General features: G+C 45.9%; 18 protein-coding genes. 12 read left to right on the forward strand and 6 right to left on the reverse strand.

Going from position 1 to position 19,273, the window contains the following annotated elements:
- The first annotated feature begins 151 nt into the window (after positions 1–151).
- Both F6Q11_RS00505 and F6Q11_RS00510 read left to right on the forward strand, forming a co-directional pair.
- A complete protein-coding gene (locus F6Q11_RS00505) occupies positions 152–1,405 on the forward strand; it encodes an FAD-binding oxidoreductase (RefSeq protein ID WP_297025753.1) in 1,254 nt (417 codons plus the stop codon).
- A gap of 75 nt (positions 1,406–1,480) precedes the next feature.
- A complete protein-coding gene (locus F6Q11_RS00510; RefSeq protein WP_297025754.1) occupies positions 1,481–2,248 on the forward strand; it encodes a DedA family protein in 768 nt (255 codons plus the stop codon).
- Here the strand turns inward: F6Q11_RS00510 and F6Q11_RS00515 are convergent.
- The gene (locus F6Q11_RS00515; RefSeq protein ID WP_297025755.1) at positions 2,240–2,536 is read right to left on the reverse strand and encodes an antibiotic biosynthesis monooxygenase; all 297 of its coding nucleotides are present in this window, start codon (positions 2,534–2,536) and stop codon (positions 2,240–2,242) included. The two genes, F6Q11_RS00510 and F6Q11_RS00515, sit on opposite strands and share 9 nt — an antisense overlap.
- 204 nt (positions 2,537–2,740) lie before the next feature.
- Between F6Q11_RS00515 and F6Q11_RS00520 the strand changes: the two genes are divergently transcribed.
- Complete coding sequence (locus F6Q11_RS00520; protein ID WP_297025756.1) at positions 2,741–3,427, forward strand: bifunctional 2-polyprenyl-6-hydroxyphenol methylase/3-demethylubiquinol 3-O-methyltransferase UbiG; 687 nt, start codon at positions 2,741–2,743, stop codon at positions 3,425–3,427.
- A 46-nt stretch (positions 3,428–3,473) separates the two neighbouring features.
- Here F6Q11_RS00520 and F6Q11_RS00525 read toward each other — a convergent pair whose 3' ends face one another.
- Entirely contained in the window at positions 3,474–4,721 is a 1,248-nt protein-coding gene (locus tag F6Q11_RS00525; protein ID WP_297025757.1) for an MFS transporter, read from the reverse strand.
- A 207-nt stretch (positions 4,722–4,928) separates the two neighbouring features.
- Positions 4,929–6,095, reverse strand: a complete 1,167-nt coding sequence (locus tag F6Q11_RS00530) for an acetyl-CoA C-acetyltransferase (RefSeq protein ID WP_297025758.1) — start codon at positions 6,093–6,095, stop codon at positions 4,929–4,931.
- Positions 6,096–6,430: 335 nt separating this feature from the next.
- On the opposite strand from F6Q11_RS00530, the gene F6Q11_RS00535 reads away from it, so the two are divergent.
- The 9 genes from F6Q11_RS00535 to F6Q11_RS00575 all read left to right on the forward strand — a co-directional run bounded on the left by F6Q11_RS00535 (position 6,431) and on the right by F6Q11_RS00575 (position 16,094).
- Positions 6,431–7,411, forward strand: a complete 981-nt coding sequence (locus F6Q11_RS00535; RefSeq protein ID WP_297025759.1) for an actin-like protein — start codon at positions 6,431–6,433, stop codon at positions 7,409–7,411.
- Positions 7,412–7,418: 7 nt separating this feature from the next.
- On the forward strand, positions 7,419–7,727 hold the full coding sequence (locus F6Q11_RS00540) for a hypothetical protein (protein WP_297025760.1): 309 nt from the start codon (positions 7,419–7,421) through the stop codon (positions 7,725–7,727).
- Positions 7,728–7,906: 179 nt separating this feature from the next.
- Entirely contained in the window at positions 7,907–8,254 is a 348-nt protein-coding gene (locus F6Q11_RS00545; protein ID WP_297025761.1) for a DsrE family protein, read from the forward strand.
- Between the two features lie 10 nt (positions 8,255–8,264).
- Positions 8,265–9,092: a sulfite exporter TauE/SafE family protein gene (locus tag F6Q11_RS00550; protein WP_297025762.1), complete on the forward strand. Its 828-nt coding sequence runs from the start codon at positions 8,265–8,267 to the stop codon at positions 9,090–9,092.
- Between the two features lie 359 nt (positions 9,093–9,451).
- Positions 9,452–14,524 carry an ATP-dependent helicase gene (locus F6Q11_RS00555; protein WP_297025763.1) on the forward strand — a complete coding sequence of 1,691 codons (5,073 nt, stop codon included), beginning with the start codon at positions 9,452–9,454 and terminating at the stop codon, positions 14,522–14,524.
- 146 nt (positions 14,525–14,670) lie between these two features.
- A complete protein-coding gene (locus tag F6Q11_RS00560; protein ID WP_297025764.1) occupies positions 14,671–15,114 on the forward strand; it encodes a universal stress protein in 444 nt (147 codons plus the stop codon).
- Positions 15,115–15,144: 30 nt separating this feature from the next.
- Positions 15,145–15,372 carry a 30S ribosomal protein S17e gene (locus tag F6Q11_RS00565; protein ID WP_297025765.1) on the forward strand — a complete coding sequence of 76 codons (228 nt, stop codon included), beginning with the start codon at positions 15,145–15,147 and terminating at the stop codon, positions 15,370–15,372.
- 43 nt (positions 15,373–15,415) lie between these two features.
- Positions 15,416–15,805 (forward strand): hypothetical protein, encoded by a 390-nt coding sequence (locus F6Q11_RS00570; RefSeq protein ID WP_297025766.1) that lies wholly within the window; start codon positions 15,416–15,418, stop codon positions 15,803–15,805.
- Between the two features lie 97 nt (positions 15,806–15,902).
- Positions 15,903–16,094: a hypothetical protein gene (locus F6Q11_RS00575; protein WP_297025767.1), complete on the forward strand. Its 192-nt coding sequence runs from the start codon at positions 15,903–15,905 to the stop codon at positions 16,092–16,094.
- Between the two features lie 20 nt (positions 16,095–16,114).
- Here F6Q11_RS00575 and F6Q11_RS00580 read toward each other — a convergent pair whose 3' ends face one another.
- The 3 genes from F6Q11_RS00580 to F6Q11_RS00590 are packed head-to-tail and all read right to left on the reverse strand — an operon-like array spanning position 16,115 to position 19,226.
- Complete coding sequence (locus F6Q11_RS00580; RefSeq protein ID WP_297025768.1) at positions 16,115–18,028, reverse strand: helicase HerA domain-containing protein; 1,914 nt, start codon at positions 18,026–18,028, stop codon at positions 16,115–16,117.
- Positions 18,025–18,954 carry a hypothetical protein gene (locus F6Q11_RS00585; protein ID WP_297025769.1) on the reverse strand — a complete coding sequence of 310 codons (930 nt, stop codon included), beginning with the start codon at positions 18,952–18,954 and terminating at the stop codon, positions 18,025–18,027. Before F6Q11_RS00585 ends, F6Q11_RS00580 begins: the two co-directional genes overlap by 4 nt.
- Positions 18,951–19,226 carry a hypothetical protein gene (locus tag F6Q11_RS00590; protein WP_297025770.1) on the reverse strand — a complete coding sequence of 92 codons (276 nt, stop codon included), beginning with the start codon at positions 19,224–19,226 and terminating at the stop codon, positions 18,951–18,953. Before F6Q11_RS00590 ends, F6Q11_RS00585 begins: the two co-directional genes overlap by 4 nt.
- Positions 19,227–19,273 lie beyond the last annotated feature (47 nt).

The following is a 19,273-nucleotide window of genomic DNA, read 5'->3' on the forward strand; positions in this document are numbered from 1 at the left end:
GTCCATGCAGAATAGTCCTTCCCTGGTTCCTTATTTCTATGCTGGTTGCGTTGAACGAAATGAAATGTCGATGGCATGCGAAGCGTTGATTGTAACGGATAGCGCAGGGGTGAAAAATAAAGTGTTTATCCTGAGGTTCGATTCCCTGGACATGAAGTATGATGTTGCCATCATAGGTTCAGGGATCGTCGGTCTTTCCACAGCTTTCCACCTGTCGGAGAAGCACAGCGATCTAAAGATAGCCGTCATAGACAAGTTTCACACCTACGCACAGGGCAATACCGGCAAGAGCGCTGCAGGTTTCAGGGATGTCTTCTCATCTGATACAAGCTTCAAGCTCTCTTCCTCTTCCATAAGGTTCTACGATCATGTTCAGAGGATACTGGGAATAGATCTTGGCATGAAGCATGTTGGTTATCTCTTCCTGATGGATAATGAATCTGCATCTGAGACTATGGAAGAGATCGGCAGGAAGACGAAGATAGAGGAGATAGGCCTGGACAGACTAGCAGATCTTGGGATATCAGTCAGACCAGATGCCGATGTCAAGGACGTTATGGGGCTGGATGATATAAGGAAGGCCTATCTCGCGCATAATGCAGGCATAATGGAACCGGATAAGATAGCGGCTTTTTATTACAACCAGTGCGTGAACAGAAACATAGATTTTCTCTTCGGTACCAATGTGCAGTCTCTGAACCTTGTTCCGGAGAAGCCGCTTGACTATCCCGGTGAACCGTTCATATGGCAGGACAAGACCATAGGGAGCATCAACACGGACAGGGGTGAGATAAGCGCCGATACCTTCGTGCTTGCAACGGATGTCTGGACTAATTTTCTGACCGATCCTGTGGGAATAGACAGCCATATAAGACCCAAGAAGAGGCAGCTATTCAAGATAAGGAACGAATTCATAGAGGCCATTGTCGGCAGAAAGGTACTGTCAACAGAATCATTTCCATTCACCGTATTCCCAAAGGGCGTGTACATAAGGCCTTCCCCTGCGGAAAGGACTTTCTGGGCCGGAGTAGCCGATGATATAGGGCGGGACTTCTCGTTCGTTGAGGATCCGCAGCCGGAGCCACATTTCTACACATACAACGTGTATCAGGTTCTCCAGGCATACATGAAACCGGTGGCATCTGCATCGGTTACGGGAATGTGGGCAGGTTATTATTCGTATAATACGATCGATGGTAATCCATACATATTCAGAACCCTGAACCTGATAGTGGCAACAGGAACAAGTGGAAGTGGCATCATGAAAGGGGATGCCATTGGCCGCGTTGCCACAGCTCTATACGATGGGGAGGAGAAGGCAAAGTTGTATGATGGCATGCGCATAAACACCGCAGACCTAGGTGTGAAGAGCAGACACGTGGAGGAAGAAAAACTGGTTTTATGAAATTTATACGAAATATGTGGTCAGATCTGTCCACACAAATTTTTATATCGTATATTCCAATCGGTCTTCAGGAATATGGAAAAGAGTGGTATGAAATTTGACGGTTACTTCAATCTTTATGGTGTAATAATTTCGCTTATCCTTGTTGCGATTACGGCAACTGAGATATTCGAAATTGTTGAGCTGCCATTTGAAAAGATCCTATCAGACATAAGCATTGGTTCGCTGTTCAGCTTCTCGGTATCGATTGTCTCAAAGTCAGGATATCTCGGTGTTTTCGGCCTTATGACGCTGGAGAGCACCTTTGTTCCGGTCCCAAGTGAGGTAATACTGCCGCTGTCTGGATACTTGGTTTACATGCATACCTTCTCATTTCCAATGATAGTTGCAGACGCGATAGTGGCCTCAATGGTTGGTTCATTCATTGATTACTACCTTGGTCTTTTTATAGGCCGTCCAATAATAGTGAAGATCCTCGCTCTGTTCTACGTGAAAGAGGATTCCCTTGTAAAGGCAGAAAACTGGCTTGACAGGTGGGGGGCAAGCTCCGTGTTCTTTGCTAGGTTCATACCGGGCGTCAGGAGCCTCATATCAATACCGGCGGGCATGCTGAAGATGAAGGTATGGGTCTTCGCTCTTATGACATTTCTTGGGTCGATTATATGGTCAACGCTGCTGGTCTACATTGGCATGAAAGCAGGGCCATACTGGTCATCGGCTGTACACAGCTTCAGCGTGATACTGGATCAGGTGATAATAGACGCGGTGTTTGCAGCATGTCTTGCCTACATAGGCTATTTCATATATCTGAAAATAAGATCGAGAACGAAACCATCATATTGAGGTTTCGTTCATGAATATTCTGTTCTTTGGCATCTCTTCCAGAATTGATTTTCCGTATTCCGTCGTCTCCTTGAATGGTCTGCTGGAAACAAATTCCTTGAATTTATCCAGGCTCTCCCACTCAGTAAATATCATGTACTGCTGAGGGTCATTTACGTCCCTGTAAAGCTTTACCTCCTTTATGCCCATGCTGGAACTCTTCAGCATGGCCATAACGCTGTTGAAGGTCCTCTCGAACTCTTCCTCGTGTCCTTTTTTTACCCTGTAGTAGAGACCTACGTTTATCATGTTTGCTTAATGCCATCTTTTTATAAATAGAGTTTCATATCAGCGATTACACCACATTTTTGATCATCGCTAAATAGGCTGCTGAAAATGCTCTACACGAAAGGATCATCGGTTGAATGAAATGCAAGATTCAATCTTGTCTTCATAATTATAGCCAAATCCCGATGAATGGAAATCATTTTGAGTCATGCTTTGATCTTAACGATGATGGATGATTCAGAGGATGCGTTTGGTCATGCCCTGAAAGACTATCACCTTGGAAAATGTAGCTATGAGATGGTTGAAACAAAGGATGGCAAGATAGATGTGACATCGATATCATACTACTTCAGAGACTACGATGATTGGCCAGCCATGGAGAGGGAAGCGATAAGGTATGCTGGAGGTCGCATTATAGACGTAGGTGCCGGGGCAGGAAGGCACTCGCTCTATCTTCAGAACCATGGATTTGACGTGACCGCTTTCGATGTATCGCCTCTTGCCGTGGAGGTGATGAGGGATCGGGGCCTGAAGAACGTTAAGCTTGCGGGAATAGATGAAATCGATGGAGGGTGGGAAACCATGATCCTGTTGGGCAACAATTTTGGATTGCTGCGAACTATCAGAGAAGCCCATGAATTCCTCCGGCGGTTCTATTCAGAATCGTCAGAGGGTGCAAAGATCATAGCGGAAACAACTGATCCAATCAGTGCAGGCTTTCATGCGGAATCAGGCTATCCCGGCGAACTTGAGATCAGGATCACGTATGAGCGCTACCGTACCGGCTGGTTTAGGTATCTTCTGGTGGATAGAGTAAAACTTGAAGAGATTGTCGATGGTACGGGATGGCACATAGAAAGCATCTTCGATATGAATGGCGTTGATGTATACTGTTTCGTGCTTTCGAAATGACAAGAACTTAAAAATTAAAAAAAAGTTCATATATAAAAATACCGCATCAGGCGGCAGTTGCATCAAGTCTAGCGTTCTTGCTCTCTTTTCCCAAGAACCACATCACTGCGGTCAACGGAAAGATTATCAGCACGAGCAGAAGCATTGAGTAGGAGTAGTTGTCGTGGAACATGGATGACACGAGCACCTCTATTGTGGACGCGGTAGACGCCACCATGACGCCTATCATATAGGCCACTCCAGGTATTGTTGCTCTTGCCTCCGCTGGAGACCTCTCGTTCATGTATACGCCAGGCATTGCCCATGCACCCTGAACGATGAACTGCATGATGACAGGAGCCAGAAAGGCCATATAAAGCAGAGAGGATCTTCCGAATATCTCTGGAAATGCCCAGAGAGGTGATATGGCTATACCCACCAGCAGGAAGGCTATGGCGTTCCACCTTCTTCCGAGTCTGGTATTCTGGGATATTATTCCCGATATGACACCACCAACTATGGCGGCAGCGTTGTAGGCTATGGCTATGGATGCCACATATGTTGTACTGAAGTGTAGCTGATGTTCAAGGAAGGTAGGATAGAGATCCTGGGTGGAATGCGAAACAAAGTTCATACCGATCAGCAGGATTGATAGATAGATGAAGAGCTTCCAGTGTTTTCCGATGGTGGTGAATGTCTGCCTGAATGAAGCCCGCTTCTTGAACTCGTTGTATACGGGGCTCTCCTTCGTTGTTATCATTATGTAGATCACAGCAATGGCAGGCAGGGCGGCAAAATAGAACATAGGCCTCCAGCCAAATCTCGGATAGATGAACAGGTATACGATCGCCGCCAGAAGATATCCGGTTGGATATCCACCCTGAATGAGTCCGGAAACCCATCCGCGTGCCTTTGTCGGAAGGGACTCCATGGCAAGTGCGAAGCCTGAACCCCACTCGCCTCCCATGCCAAAGCCATATAGGGCTCTCAGTATGAGAAAGACAGTTATAGTTGGCGAGAAGGCAACAAGCGTATCAAAGAAGGCCAGAAAAATAAGGCTGATCACCATGGTAATCTTTCTTCCATATTTGTCTCCGACCGGGCCGAAGAAGAGCGATCCAAGGAACCTCATACTCAGCGTGAGGGTGATACTGAGCGTTATCACAACCAGTGCAACATTGAACGTCTTCGCTATGGCCAGCATCACGAACGTGATGAGAAAGAAGTCGAAGGCATCTAGGGACCATCCCAGATACGTGGCAACTATGGTGTGTGCCTGTGATCTGGTGATATGCTCATTGACATTAGCTTCCATGGGAAGTATAAAATGATGTATGTATAAGAATATTTCACTTGAGTTTCATATAGATAATATTGAAAATCATGAGGATGAAATCAATATATTACTGTGCCATTATGGCTTCCCGATAGAGATGATAATTTACGTCGATGTCTCTAAATATATGAAAAATAGAAACTAAATGTGAACATGATCCTTAAAGAATAAGGTTCCTGGCGGTTTTCATTCAACCATTTCAAGCGTAAGCGTGTGTGCACCGCCTCCGCCATGGCATAATGTCGCCAAGCCAGTCTTCATATGCCTGTGTTTCAATGCGTTTATCAGAGTCACTATGATCCTAGCGCCGCTGTTTCCGATTGGGTGTCCTATGGCAACGGCACCGCCGTTCACATTGAATCTGTCATTGTCTATCTTGAGCTCATTTCTAACTATCACTGAAGCTATGGAGAAAGCCTCATTGTGTTCCACAAGATCGTAATAATCTATGGTTTTATGCTGCTTCTCAAGGAGCTTTCTTGTTGCGGGTATCGGTGCTTCAACGAAATCCAGCGGGTCGAGGGAAGCCTGATCATATCCAGTGATCCTTGCTATCGGCTTCAGGCCGTATTCGTTGATTGCCTTTTCGGAGGCTATCATCAGTGCTGATCCACCGTCAGAAAGCTGAGCAGAGTTGCCTGCCGTGAGTATTCCGTTCTTATCGAAGGCCGGTGGGAGCCTCGCAAGATCATCCATGGTCGTTTTTCGTATACCCTCATCGCGGTCAAGTCCCTCAAAGGGTACTATTTCATCAGCGAATTCTCCAGACTCAGTGGCCCTTATGGCCCTTTCATAGCTCTGTACAGAGTACTCGTCGGCCATCTCCCTTGTAATTCCGAACTTCTTTGAGGTGCGTTCCGCGGATATGCCCATGTGTTCAAAGTAAAAGGCGTCCAGCAGACCATCAGTGAGCATTGCATCATCTATCCTATAATTCTTGTGGAGCAGGTGCTTTGGACCCCATCTTAGGTCCGCGGGTAGAAGAAAGGGAGCATTGCTCATGCTCTCCATGCCGCCGGCAATGACGAGATCTCTCTCACCAAGGGCGATCTCTCTGGCTGCACTCTCCACGGCAAGCATACCGGAAGCACATACCACGTTAACGGTGTATTTCAGAACTGAATTTGGAAGCCCACCATGGAATGCCGCCTGGCCGGCCGGATTCTGGCCATTTCCCGCCTGAATCACGTTGCCCATTATGACCTCTTCAACGGATCCCACATCTACGTGAGTCTCATCTATGACAGCCTTTATTGCGGCGCCACCCAGCTGTGGTGCCTTTAGCTTAGAAAAGGAACGACCGAACTTTCCTATGGCGGTTCTCTTTGCGGCCACTATATATACGTCTCTCATATTCTAAAATAGCTAGGCAATTAATACACTTTTAGTTGTGCATATTCATGAAGCGGATCAGCATGTATGATCATATATGAATTATCTGATAGAAAGGATAGAGCTGCGTCTGGATAAAATAATCTTGTACTGTTTTATAGCCATGGAAATTTACATCAATGATGTCGAAGAAAGGAAGAAGCGCAACTGTACAGATTCAACATTCTTTCAATAAAAATTTCCATCCGGAAAAAAATTACAAAATATCCAATATTTTCCAGTTTATTTCGGCATTCTGATCGAATATAAGTTTAAATCATGGACAATGTTAATAAGGTAATGTCAAAGGTGATGCCTTGGTAGTTGTAGGATTGGATGTAGGTTATGGTGATACGAAGGTAATAGGGGTTGACGGTAAAAGGATACTGTTTCCATCCAGATGGGCAGTGACGGAGACCGAGAGCTGGGGTATAGGTGGAAAGATACCTGTACTCAGCACCGATGGTGGCCAGACAAAGTTCATATACGGTAAGTATGCAAGTGGAAACAACATACGTGTTCCGCAGGGAGACGGCAGACTCGCGAGCAAGGAAGCCTTCCCGCTCATAGCGGCCGCACTCTGGGAATCAGGCATACATAATGACGGTAGCCCAGTCGATCTTGTAATAGGTAGCGGTACACCTCTGGGAACATTCGATCTGGAAGTTAAGGCCGCTAAGGAGGCTTTAGAGAATAAAGTGCTGACCGTGACAGGTCCTGAGGGTGAGGTCAGGCAGTTCAACATAACCAGGCTGATAATGAGGCCGCAGGGTGTTGGAGCTGCGCTTTACCTGCTCAATCAGGGAATCATCGAACAGCAGCCAGGTTACGGGGTGGTCATAGATGTGGGTTCAAGAACGACCGATGTCCTTACCATAAACCTCATGGATATGGAGCCTGTTGTGGAGCTGTCGTTTAGCCTGCAGATAGGTGTGGGTGATGCCATATCCGCGCTTTCCAGGAAGATAGCCAAGGAAACGGGATTCGTTGTTCCATTTGACCTGGCTCAGGAGGCGCTATCGCATCCGGTTATGTTCAGACAGAAGCAGGTTGGAGGACCAGAGGTTTCAGGTCCGATACTCGAAGATCTTGCCAACAGGATAATAGAGAACATAAGGCTCAACCTCAGGGGAGAGGTGGACAGAGTGACCTCGCTGATACCGGTCGGCGGTGGTTCAAACCTCATAGGCGATCGTTTCGACGAGATCGCGCCTGGCACATTGGTGAAGATAAAACCAGATGACCTCCAGTTCGCAAATGCGCTGGGATACAGGGATGCGGCGGAAAGATCGATGTAGATAATGCATGACAATACGAATAGTCCTTGACCTGAGCGATGAGGAGAAGAAGATAGTGGATCTGATAAGGATTCAGGGAGAGACATACGTCGATACAATCAGAAGGATCATCGAGGACTATTACGAATACCAGCTGGTCAGGGACGCAGTCAATAAAATATACGAAAAGCTTGGTCTTTCTGAGAAGAAGGCCGAAGCATCCGATCCTCCGGCAAACGCCCCCGCCAAGAAGGAGGTGGCGATCAGTACCGGGCATCCAGTGAGTGTGACGAAGATAGAGGAGCTTAAGAAGAATCTGGAAAGCAGATGGAAATAGGCTTTTCAGTTTTTCATTTTTCATCGTTTCTCTTCATATAGTTCTCTGCGATATCTTTTCGTTGTTGAAACGTTAACTTTAAGTTTAATGAAATAATACCGGCTTAAATCATGTCTATGTAAGAAAAATCACGTACATGATAAATAAGATTAAATGTAAAAAAATATGATGGTGAGAACATGGCGAAGATGCTGGTTATGGTGATCACTGGCAAAGAAAACATAAACACTGAGATGGTTGCATTCAATTTTGCCATTAATTCAGTGCAGAATGCAAAAGCCACAGTTGAGATGTTATTTCTGGGTAGGGGCGTTGAGGCGCTGTTCAAGAATCAGAACAACTCAGATTCCTTCTTTGCGCAGGTGCAGAAGGCCAGGTCGTTGAATATAAAGCTCACGGTATGCTCCGTCAGCATGAAATCGCTTGGCGTAACGGACGATATGATCTTTGAGGGTATCGATAAGGTAATGGGCGGTGTTGAAACGGCTGCCAGGATCGATGAGGGATACCAGGTAATAACGTTCTAAGCTGATGGAAATGGACATAACTATATTGCAGTATATATTTTCGGTGATATCTGGCGTGATAGTCGGTTTCTCTCTGGGTCTGATAGGTGGCGGAGGATCCATACTGGCTATACCTCTTCTCATCTATTTCGTGGGTATCAGGAACCCGCATCTGGTCATAGGGACGACTGCACTAGCAGTTGGTATAAACGCGTTGATCAACGTATACAGCCATCTCAGGAAGAAGAACGTGAACCTCCGCACGGGAGCCATCTTCACGGTCTTTGGTGTCATCGGCGTTCTAATAGGAACGACACTCGGCCTAATAACACCTGGTGGCAAGCTCCTCTTTCTCTTCTCATTCCTGATGATGATAATCGGTGCCTACATGTTCGTGACCAAGTGCAGGACATGCAAGAACTACGATGCCATACCAGGAAACGCGAAAAACCAGGATGATCCTCCTGATCCACCAAAGAAGGGTTTCTGGCAGAAGACGAAGCTTGAAATCTTCGGTATACTAGCTGGATTCGCCTCCGGGTACTTCGGTATAGGTGGCGGTTTCCTAATTGTTCCAGCTCTGCTATACTCAGCAGATATAACCATGAATCTCGCAGTGGGTACTTCGCTGCTATCCGTGGGCACGTTTGGGCTTGTCACTGCTCTGAGATACGGCATAGCGGGGAAGGTTCTCGTCCCAATAGCGTTGCTTTACGTCCTTGGCGGCATATTCGGTGGCTTTGCAGGCGCAAGGCTTTCTTCGACCATGAAGAGATCCACGCTGCGTAGGTTCTTCTCGCTGATAATAATAGTTGTGGGTATATACATGGCCATTGAATCCTATGCAGCAGTGTTCTGAGGGTATTTTTTCCCTCTTCCAATTCTTTTTTAAAGATATTATGTGTTTGAGGGAAGCAGTAAATCCCCATCTTCTGGCATGAGATGCACTGACTTCTCTAATCGATATGATCATTGTTATGAACCAAATAAAGAAGATATGTCTTATAATTGTAATGCTCGTTCGTTTCTTGTCCAAGCCTGTGGATATCGCTACAACACGATCGTCCATTATATATCTATACAAGCAGGTGTCCCTTCGCTGAGATGGATCTTCGATACCTTAGCATAGGAATGGCTCACCAAGCATCGGTAATGAAATATGGAATCACACGGCTCAACTTTTTATAAGATTATAACCTATAGTTAAGACCAAATAAGATGGAATCAGAAACCAGGCTATTCAGGATAGAGGACTTCTTTCCGTTTCTGGACAGGCACGTATCGAAATGGTTTGACAACAACTATACTTCGCTCACGGAACCACAGAAATACGCCATACCACTGATACATTCCGGAAGCAACGTTCTTGTTTCAAGCCCGACTGGAACGGGCAAGACGATGACAGCGTTTCTCACCATCATAAACGAACTTGTTTCACTTGCTAAGGATGGGAGACTGGAGGATCGTGTGTACTGCGTATACATAAGTCCACTGAAGGCCTTGGCGAACGACATCAATAAGAACCTGAAGTTCCCTTTGGACGGGATATACTCTGTCATGGAATCCGAGGGTATCAAGGTTCCAAGGATCCGCATATCTGTGAGATCTGGAGATACAACAGAAAGTGAGAGGCAGAAGATGGTGCGGAAACCACCGCACATACTCATAACAACTCCAGAATCATTCTCTCTGGCTCTTTCTTCGCCCAGGATGAGAGACAACCTCAGAAATGTGAGGTACGTCATAATAGATGAAATACATGAAATTTCATCCACAAAGAGGGGAAGTCTTCTATCTGCAAATCTTGAGCGCCTAAACATGATCGCCCCTGGCGTAATAAGAATAGGGCTTTCTGCAACTCAGTCTCCAATTGAAGAGATAGCGAAATATCTTGTGGGATTTGATGGAGAAAGGCCGAGACCATGCCAGATAGTGGAGGTGCGCGGAGAAAAACACCTTGATCTTCGTACAATAACGCCTGTTCCAGACCTCACGAGGGTCAGCTATGAAGTCGCCAACGACAGGATGTACGATATCATAGCGGATCTCGTGAAACAATACAGAACCACGCTTATATTCACAAATACTAGGAGCGGAACAGAACATGTGGCTATGAGGCTCAAGAGTAGGGGCATAGAGAGCCTTGAAGCGCATCACTCATCCATGGGAAAGGATCAGAGGCTTGAAGTTGAAAACAAGCTTAAGAATGGAGAACTGAAGTGCGTCATAACCTCCACCTCGCTGGAACTCGGTATTGATATAGGATTCATCGATCTCGTCATTCAGATAGGCAGTCCAAAGTCTGTCAGCAAGGGTCTTCAGAGGATAGGGCGTTCCGGACATGGTGTGGATGAGCTCTCCAAGGGCATATTCATAGTATTCACGCTCGACGATCTCGTCGAATGTGCCGTCTTGACGAAGGCCGCATACAGCAGGCAGATAGACAGGGTTGACATCCCTAAGAACCCGCTCGATGTCCTCGCACAGATTCTGGTGGGAATGTCTCTGGAGAGGGTGTGGAAGATTGAAGAGGCCTACCAGGTGCTCAGGAATTCATACACGTTCCACGACCTTAGTTATGATGAATTCATGATGACAATGGATTATCTCTCTGGAGAGCTTGAGAGCCTGTCGATTTATCCTAAGATCTGGGTAGATCGTGATGCAGGCACATTCGGTAAGAAGCGCAGCACTAGGATGATATACTTCATGAACGTTGGAACCATCCCGGATGAGGCAAATTACAAAGCAATAAATGAGAAGGGAAAAAATGTCGGAGAGCTCAGCGATAAATTTGTCGAGCGCTTGAAGTCCGGAGACGTCTTTGTACTCGGTGCAAGAACATACATATTTGAAAAGACTGTCAGGAACAGGGTCTATGTCAGATCCGTTACAGGCATGAAGCCTACTGTACCTTCATGGACCGGCGAAATGCTTCCAAGAAGCTATGATCTTGGCGTTATGATAGGGGAGTTCAGGAAGCATATCGCATCCATGATCGAAGCGGGCGAAGACCCAACGGAGATGCTAATAAGGGAATACCACGTTGATGAAAACGGAGCACGCAGCATAATATCGTACATAAAGGCGCAGATGGATTATGGCGTACCAACAGAGGATCATGCCCTGATAGAGGGTTATCAGGAATCTGATGGAGTGTACGGACTTATATTCCACGTTCCCCTAGGGAGAAAGGTAAACGATGCCCTATCGAGATCATATGCCCTTGCAATATCTAACAGATACGGTTCCAACACGCGTATCACCATAACTGATGATGGTTTCATAGTCTATACGGAGCGGAAGATACCGATCGATGAAGCCATAAGAACGGTGAATTCTTCAGATTTCAGAGATCTGGTGCGAAGATCGATAGCCAATACTGAACTCTTCAAGCAGCGTTTCAGGCACTGCGCGGCCAGATCGCTCATGGTTCTGCGATCCTACAAGGGTTACGATATATCCGTGGCTAGACAGCAGCTCAGGAGCGACAGACTGCTGAACGAGCTTCAGAAGCATGAGGGCTTCTCCATCATCAGAGAAACCTACAGGGAGATCATGGAGGATCTCATGGACGTCCCGAGGGCCGAACAATATGTCAGATCCGTAATGGATTCAAATTCATACACAGTGAGGAATTACACCAAGGAGACGAGCCCGTTCTCATATGGCATGATAATGGCCGGGTCATCCGACATAGTCATGATGGAGGACAGGTCAAAGATGCTCCGTGATCTGCAGAGCAGGATGCTTGAGAAGATTTACGGTGGGGAGGCCATACATTTTCTATTCGAGAACCAGAAGGATGTCGAGGACTATTTCAGAAAGAAGATACCAGTAGTGCATGATGAGGAATCGCTGATCAGGTTTGCAAATCATTTTCCGTACATAGATGTACTAAAGGATCGCTACAACTCACCCTATCAGCATGCTGAAGGAGAGGTTAAGGAACTGGTGGAAAAGGCGATCGAAGATGGAAAGATCGTTTCTGCATATGTACGGGGGCTCGTATGGACCTCTTCAGATAACTATCCCATACTGTGGACACTGTTCAGGAAGAGGATCGATACCAGCGATACTGAAAAAGAAATACTTGATCATTGCACCGGGCGATCATTCTCCGAACTCAAAAGCGATCTGAATTTCGATGAAAATAGCCTCAAAAATGCGCTTACAAAGTTGGAGTCAGCCTATCTCATAAGAAGAAAGATGAAGGATGGGATCACCGTTTTCCACAGAAACGAAGGCGAATTTTCTGTTGACGTGGACTCAGCTGCAAGGCGTCTCATTGAACTGACGCTATCATCCTACGGGCCACTTACTATCGACGAGATAGATATCAAGATACCTCTGGGACGGGAGAGAATAGAGGCCATATTGAAGGCCATGGTAGCTGAAGGTAATGTGATCTATGATTATATAACACCCGTATACAGCAAGCAGTACATGCTTTACTCGGATCTTAAGTCGCTGACCAGCGTGGAGGATATAACGAAGGTGAGACTCTCTAGGATAACCCGGAAGGTAAACGATCCACTCGAGTACTTCGATGTCTATGGCTTCGCATTTGACGTTGAGAACGTGAATGCGCGTCTCAAGCGCGGAAGGATAGATAGCTTCGAGGATCTTGTCAAAAGCGGACTCGTGATCAGAGGGCATTTCATCAAAAATAAGGTCACGTATGCGTCCAGATGGTTCATAGACACCTTATTCAGCCTGAGAGATCACACGATCAGCGCTGAGGAGAGGATCGTATTGAACTCCGTGAAGGATGGCATAACCAGCGAGAAGATAATAGCGGAGACGACCGGCATGGATAAGAAGATCATCCGCCAGATAGTGAGATCGCTGGAATACAAGCTTGTCCTGTCCAGAGACGGCGATTCGATAAGTCTCGTAAATGCACAGGACATAGGCTACGAGAGGGCACTACGCACAATCATAGAGAGGTTTGGGCCCCTCACCCATGACGAGATAAGGCGGTTTTTCTGGTTCAATCCTGATCTAAGATCCCTAAGCCTGAACAGCGTGTTCTTCAAGGGAGATCTCTACTATTATACAGATAGATCCAAGGAAATTCCTAGTACATCAATAATCCCCGTCATTGACCCTGTGATGATGTATCTCCAGATTTATGTGGAAAACATCGACTATAACAGGATACTCATTGTCGACGGCGAGGAGGTAGCCACTTTCTATCTGGAGGAGAAGGACGGCGTTAGATGGATAAGTGATCTGTCTTCAACCGGAACTTACGATGAGGTCGTGAAACGTCTGATGGATGCCTACCAGGATGGCTGGATCGTGATAATGGCAGGCGCATCGGCTGGACGTGCAACGGCTGAACCTGTGACGAGGCCAGATGGTCTCATCATAAACTATGACGAATCACAGATGATGGGCCTAGCAGTGAAGCTGCTCAGGAAGAAGGAGAAGAAGACGAATCTATACGAGCTTCTATCAGAGATATATTTCGGAATAAGGGACTCGATGGAAGCCCAGAGATATGGTATTTCAGAAATGAATGTAGATAATTACTATGAATCTTCGCTGCTGTATCAGTTCAATGGGCCTTTCGACAAGACCTCCATGGCCACTAGAGAGATAATATCCATCTACAGATCGGTGGCTGACCGAAAACTGGACAAGGATGCAGAGGCGGTGATGAGATCGATAATGGTGCTTGAGGAGGCCAGTGAAAGGCAGATAATGGCCAACGTTGATCTGGATCAGCGTGGGCTGAAAAATATTCTCGACTCCCTGTACAGAGACAGGTACATCGCCAGAAATTACGAGAGGAAATACGTCGCCATACCACAGAAATACACGCGTGATGAGGCCATAAGGCTCCTGGCATATTCTGTGATACGCGATATAGGCATGATAACTCCATCGAGGTTCTCTGCTATGATAGGCATCGGTACGGACGAATCGTTGAGATTCCTCAATGATGTCGAGGGATGCAGGAGGTACTTCAACCTGAAGACAAAGGAGGTCTATTTCAGTAGAGGAGATCTTGCAGCAGAATCTGCACGCGATCCGATCGAGGATGCCATATTCTCATCAAAGGACATACTTTCCCTCATCTATGGTGACTACCTCAAGATGATCTTCGGAACGGGATACGATATGTTCTATTTCGATGGAAGATCATTTTCTGCAGCGCTTTCAGTCCAGAGAACGGTGAGACATCTCAGGCTGAAGAAGTTTGCAGGTGACAGCTCGCTGATCACCAGGATAGGCGAAAGGATAAGGGAGCTCGGTTACCTTCTATCGATCCAGAATAAATGAAAAGGTCAAGATATGAACTAGTTAGATCCATCATGATCGCATCTCATGCATCTTGGGATGAAACGCTTGCAATGACTATGCTTCACATGTCAGATTAGGCAATTCCGTCTGGATAAATTTATATATATCCACATCTTTAATAATGTATGAGAGCTCTGATAGCATACGATGGCAGTGAAACAGCTCAGTGCGCACTGGAGTTCGCGTTGAATCTGAAGAATTCAATAAACAAATACCTTGTACTTTATGTCATCCCCCAGATAATAGGTACGACTCCAACATACGATACATATGTACCGGAATCCATGTTCGAGGATGAGAGGAAGAAGGCTGAGGATGTGATAGAAAAGGCCAGGAAGATCGTAGCAAACGAGACTCTTGACATAGACTTTCAGATCGTAGACTCAGGAACAAAAACTGTTGCGAAGAAGATCGTTGAGGTTGCAGAGGAGAATGGCGTGGATATCATAATAACGGGATCAAGGAACCTCAAGGGCCTGACCAAGATAATATTGGGATCGGTCAGCAGTGAGCTACTCAAGCTCAGCAACGTTCCTGTTATGGTATGCAGCACCAACGCCTGCAAGTGATCTTTTTATATAGCTTATCTATGTGGGAGCATGGGAAGTATCAGACCATTCAATGTCAAGAGGACTGCGGAAGAGCTTGCAGATAAATTTCCAGATGTATTCAGCGATAAATTCGAGGAAAACAAGAAAAAGCTTGAGAAAATGATGCCGAACGTCTCTAAACGTACCATAAATATGATTGCCGGATACATAACAAGATATTCTGTGAAAAAGAAGGAGAAAGCCAAGAGGGAGATAGAAGAGAATTCACTCAATTGATTTTCGTTATCCTGGTATTTTCTTATTCTCCTGGCAGTGATCCATGGATAGGCATAAGGTGATAGAATTCCTGGAGAAGAACGCACACCTCTTCGATGTTCAGGATGCCCGTGAATTTATAGATCAATATTTTGGTGTAAGCTTTTTCAAGGATATATTGGATATAGACACCGATGGCGAGTATTCGTTCATATCTGACGTGACTGGAATTATCGGGGAGAGGTCCATAGACAGAGAGGACAGGGTGATACGATACAGAAAATTCTGGGTAGGCAACAGGATAATTTTCACCCTTTGGAATGATGAAATAGAAAAGTATGCCGGTCTCATTGCCGTGTCCGCAAAGCTGAAATTCATATTCTGCAGGATACAGATTACGCGATTCGGAATAGAGGGAAGTCTGGGGCTCAGAGGATTCATAGAACGGTACTGATTTCCCTGTTCAATTGAGGAAACCTCGACCTGTCATGATGAGAAGATCGAACTCGCAAAGAGTTAAATTTTTAAGATAGTTCATAATGCTTGCGTGGATGGTTAACTGGGTAAGGGGTATTTCAGCAGCCTTATTGTTCATAGGTCTAGCGTTCTATCTGTCATGGTCTATTCTGTATGATACCTGGTTCGATATTGGTTTATATTCATTCACCATAGTCCTGGTGGTCTTCGGTATACTTGGTATAATGCTGACCACAATAAAGGATGAAAACGAAACGACCGCATAACTATACACGTATAATCAATATCAAGAGTCGTCTTCGCCCGTTATGAGAAGTTTCATATATTTATCACCGTAGGCATAATAGCATTCTGAAAAATTGCGGTTCTTTCCTCCTGCCAGCTTTCTCACATCGTCTTCTTCCGGAATATAGCGACGTATCTCGTCCGCCGACATTGCGGATCTGAAGAAGAACCTGTGGACGCTGTTCTCCTCGATGGTCATCCCCAACTTTATATCGCTGATGCTCTGCGTTATTATGAAAACCGAAGTTTCAAAATGTCTGGAGTGCCTCACCGTATTCTCTACGATCCTCAGTGCATCATCGTTTCTCAGCACCATGTTCGCCTCGTCTAGCAAAATTGTTTTGCGTCCATCAACCCGCGACATGAACTTAGATATTGCCTCTGCTATGGCGATGCCATACCTGGCGTCCTTCTCTGCTTGCACCAGATCGTACTTCACAATTAACACGTCGGGTGATCTCATATCGGTATCTTCCCGGATGGCGGTTTCGTTGAAAACATAGAGATCGATCTCAATGCAGGCATCCCCGTAGTCCGCACAGTGATACTCATTGAGCGGATCGAGTATCATCAGTTTTGAATACCTTTCTCTGTAGACCCTCCTGGAGAATATCTTTGCAAAATACGATTTACCAGATCCAGTTTCCCCGGTGACTATGAAATTGTAAGACGTGTGGGAAAAATAGTCCAGATATATGGGTTTGCCTGTATACTCATTGATTCCCAAAAAGATTCCCGCACTCTCCTCTGTGGAGAAGTAGGCCGGAAAGAACGAGCCAATCGAGGGCAGATCCATTGGATACGGTATGTTTTCTTTGCTAAGGTCAAAGAAATTTTGGACAGACCGCCCTGCCCTGAAACTGACGTTCTTTACCTTCATTCCTGCTATTTTGAGCCCCCTGTCCAGCTTGGATATCTCGCGCGTCAGTCCATATGGCGTATTGTTCATAACAAGGAAATCCAGGCCGCATGTGAATACATCCGGATTCTCCTTTCTCGATTCGTTGGAAAGGATCTCAGCCGATCTCATGACCGATCTCAGGTATTCGGTATTCTCCTTACGGCTGCTCCTCTGCCCAAGTTCAAAGGTCAGGTCGGCGATCTTTGCCGCTGCCGTCCTTACAAGCGCTTTTTTCTCCATGCGCCTGGCGCTGAACTTAATGGCCGTGTTAATATCGCTAATCTCCAGAGCCTCGCAATAGGATGGAAATATATCTTTCTCGGAGTCCACTAGGCTGAATATCGATATGTTTCTTTCACCAGAAATGTAATTATTTCTTGGATTCATCTTCTTGCCCGGGAAGAGACTCCCTATCAGTTCAATATCATCGTCGCCGATGCTGAAGGTTAGTCCAGATCTGTCATCCCCCATCAGGAGGTTTCCGGTCGATCCGATGAGATTTTTATCCTTTTTTTCTTGGTGCCATAGCAGGAGGTATGTGGTATAGTACACCTTTCCACTCAGGTTCGGTAGAACGTCGGCTCTGTCGGCTGCATGCGGTATTGAATACGCAGTTACATTGAATCCGGAGTCAAGAATACCAGTTATGAAGGAAGAGATGGCTGAGAAGCTTTCAGGATGGTTATCATAGGCGGTGTTTAGTCTGGCCACAACCGCAGTTGTTCCTTGCACGTCGATGATAGTGCGATCTCCTGATCTCACGATCTTGGGCCGTGCTACTCTGACTGGTAATATGCCATGCACCCATGCGACAATGGTATTCCTGGTTTTTGCCCGAATGATGATGATGTATATCGGGACCGCAATGACGGCGTACGGCCCAAATAACCTTATGAGGATCAGAAATGACGATCCCGAGGCTATCAGTGCAAGCAGTGTTGTCATCGGTATGCCATAGTATTCAGGTCTGTATGCAAGCACGTTTCTCAGCACCGTTCTCTGGTTGCGATTCAATTCGATTCTCCCCTCCTGTAAGATGCTTCATTCGAATACACCTCACTCCAGTCTATCCTTCTACCACCGGAGACCACGGTATCGATCTGCCCACCTATGAAACCGCTGATCAGACCAACAGGTATCCTTAAGGGCTGCATCCTTAGGCCTTCGTTCCTTGTCCAGATAAAGATAAGTGATGGTATTGCTGGCGCCAGCAGGAAGAAACCAAGTTCGAGAACAGGATCGTATGAAAATATGCTGGCTAGGATCAGATCCATGATCACCGGAACCGGTAGAAAGTTCAGCTCTAGAAATGTGGTTATGGAACGAAAGAGGTATTCCTGAGTCTTTCCAGTGAACGCTATTGCGGCAAATACCGGTATGATCATCATGAGGAGGAGTTCTGCCGCCTCCCTGAATATCAGTTCGGCAAGCAGGGAGCTCATGGCTATGAAGTAGCTGGTCAGATAGAGAAAGACGATGACAGTTGACGAAGAATCCGTCCCGGAAGAAAAGTTAAGGATACCCGTGACGCTGAATACGGAGTACCAGTTTATGCCGGGATAGTTCCATAGATACCTGAAAAGATATTCGGAAACCAGCGTCAAATAGGTGAGGGCCCTGAAGGTGAATGCAAGTGCAAGAAATGGTATGAGCAGGTTCATAAGCGCGCGTGTTGTCCTGAAGTTCAGCAGGGACGATCTCATCGCTATGATAAGGGAGAAAATGATAAGAGACACTGGAATTATGCTCTCATAGACCAGATCTGTTATATGCATATACAGGGACAGGTATTCAGGCCCAGGATCAAGTATTATGCCGTAAGAATTCTTCGGATCAAGGCCATAGCAAACTATCAGGTGCCATACCGGATCAAGCACCGCCAGGTATATGGCTACAATGCCCCTCAATAAATCGTACAAGAGGCTTGAGATTCCGATCATGATCCTGTTATTATATAATTGAATATGGCGTAGAGAAGGCCACTCACAGCAAGTACGTATATGAAAGTCCCTATGGCGGCATTCTTCAATCTTGTCCTGGCGATCATTCTCTTATTCTCGTCTGTGCTGAAAAATTCAAAGGCTATGGGTATCCAGAGCAAAGATATGAGCACTGCCGAGATGGATATTGCTATCTCGTCTATCCTTGAGAGCACGTTGGAGATATTGTTCCCGCCGCTTGCCAGAAAGGGGATCAATAAAATAAGTGCCATATATGTCAATAATTAAACTATATATAAATTTATACTTAATAAATGAA

Source organism: Thermoplasma sp., from assembly GCF_008709555.1.
Taxonomy (GTDB): domain Archaea; phylum Thermoplasmatota; class Thermoplasmata; order Thermoplasmatales; family Thermoplasmataceae; genus Thermoplasma.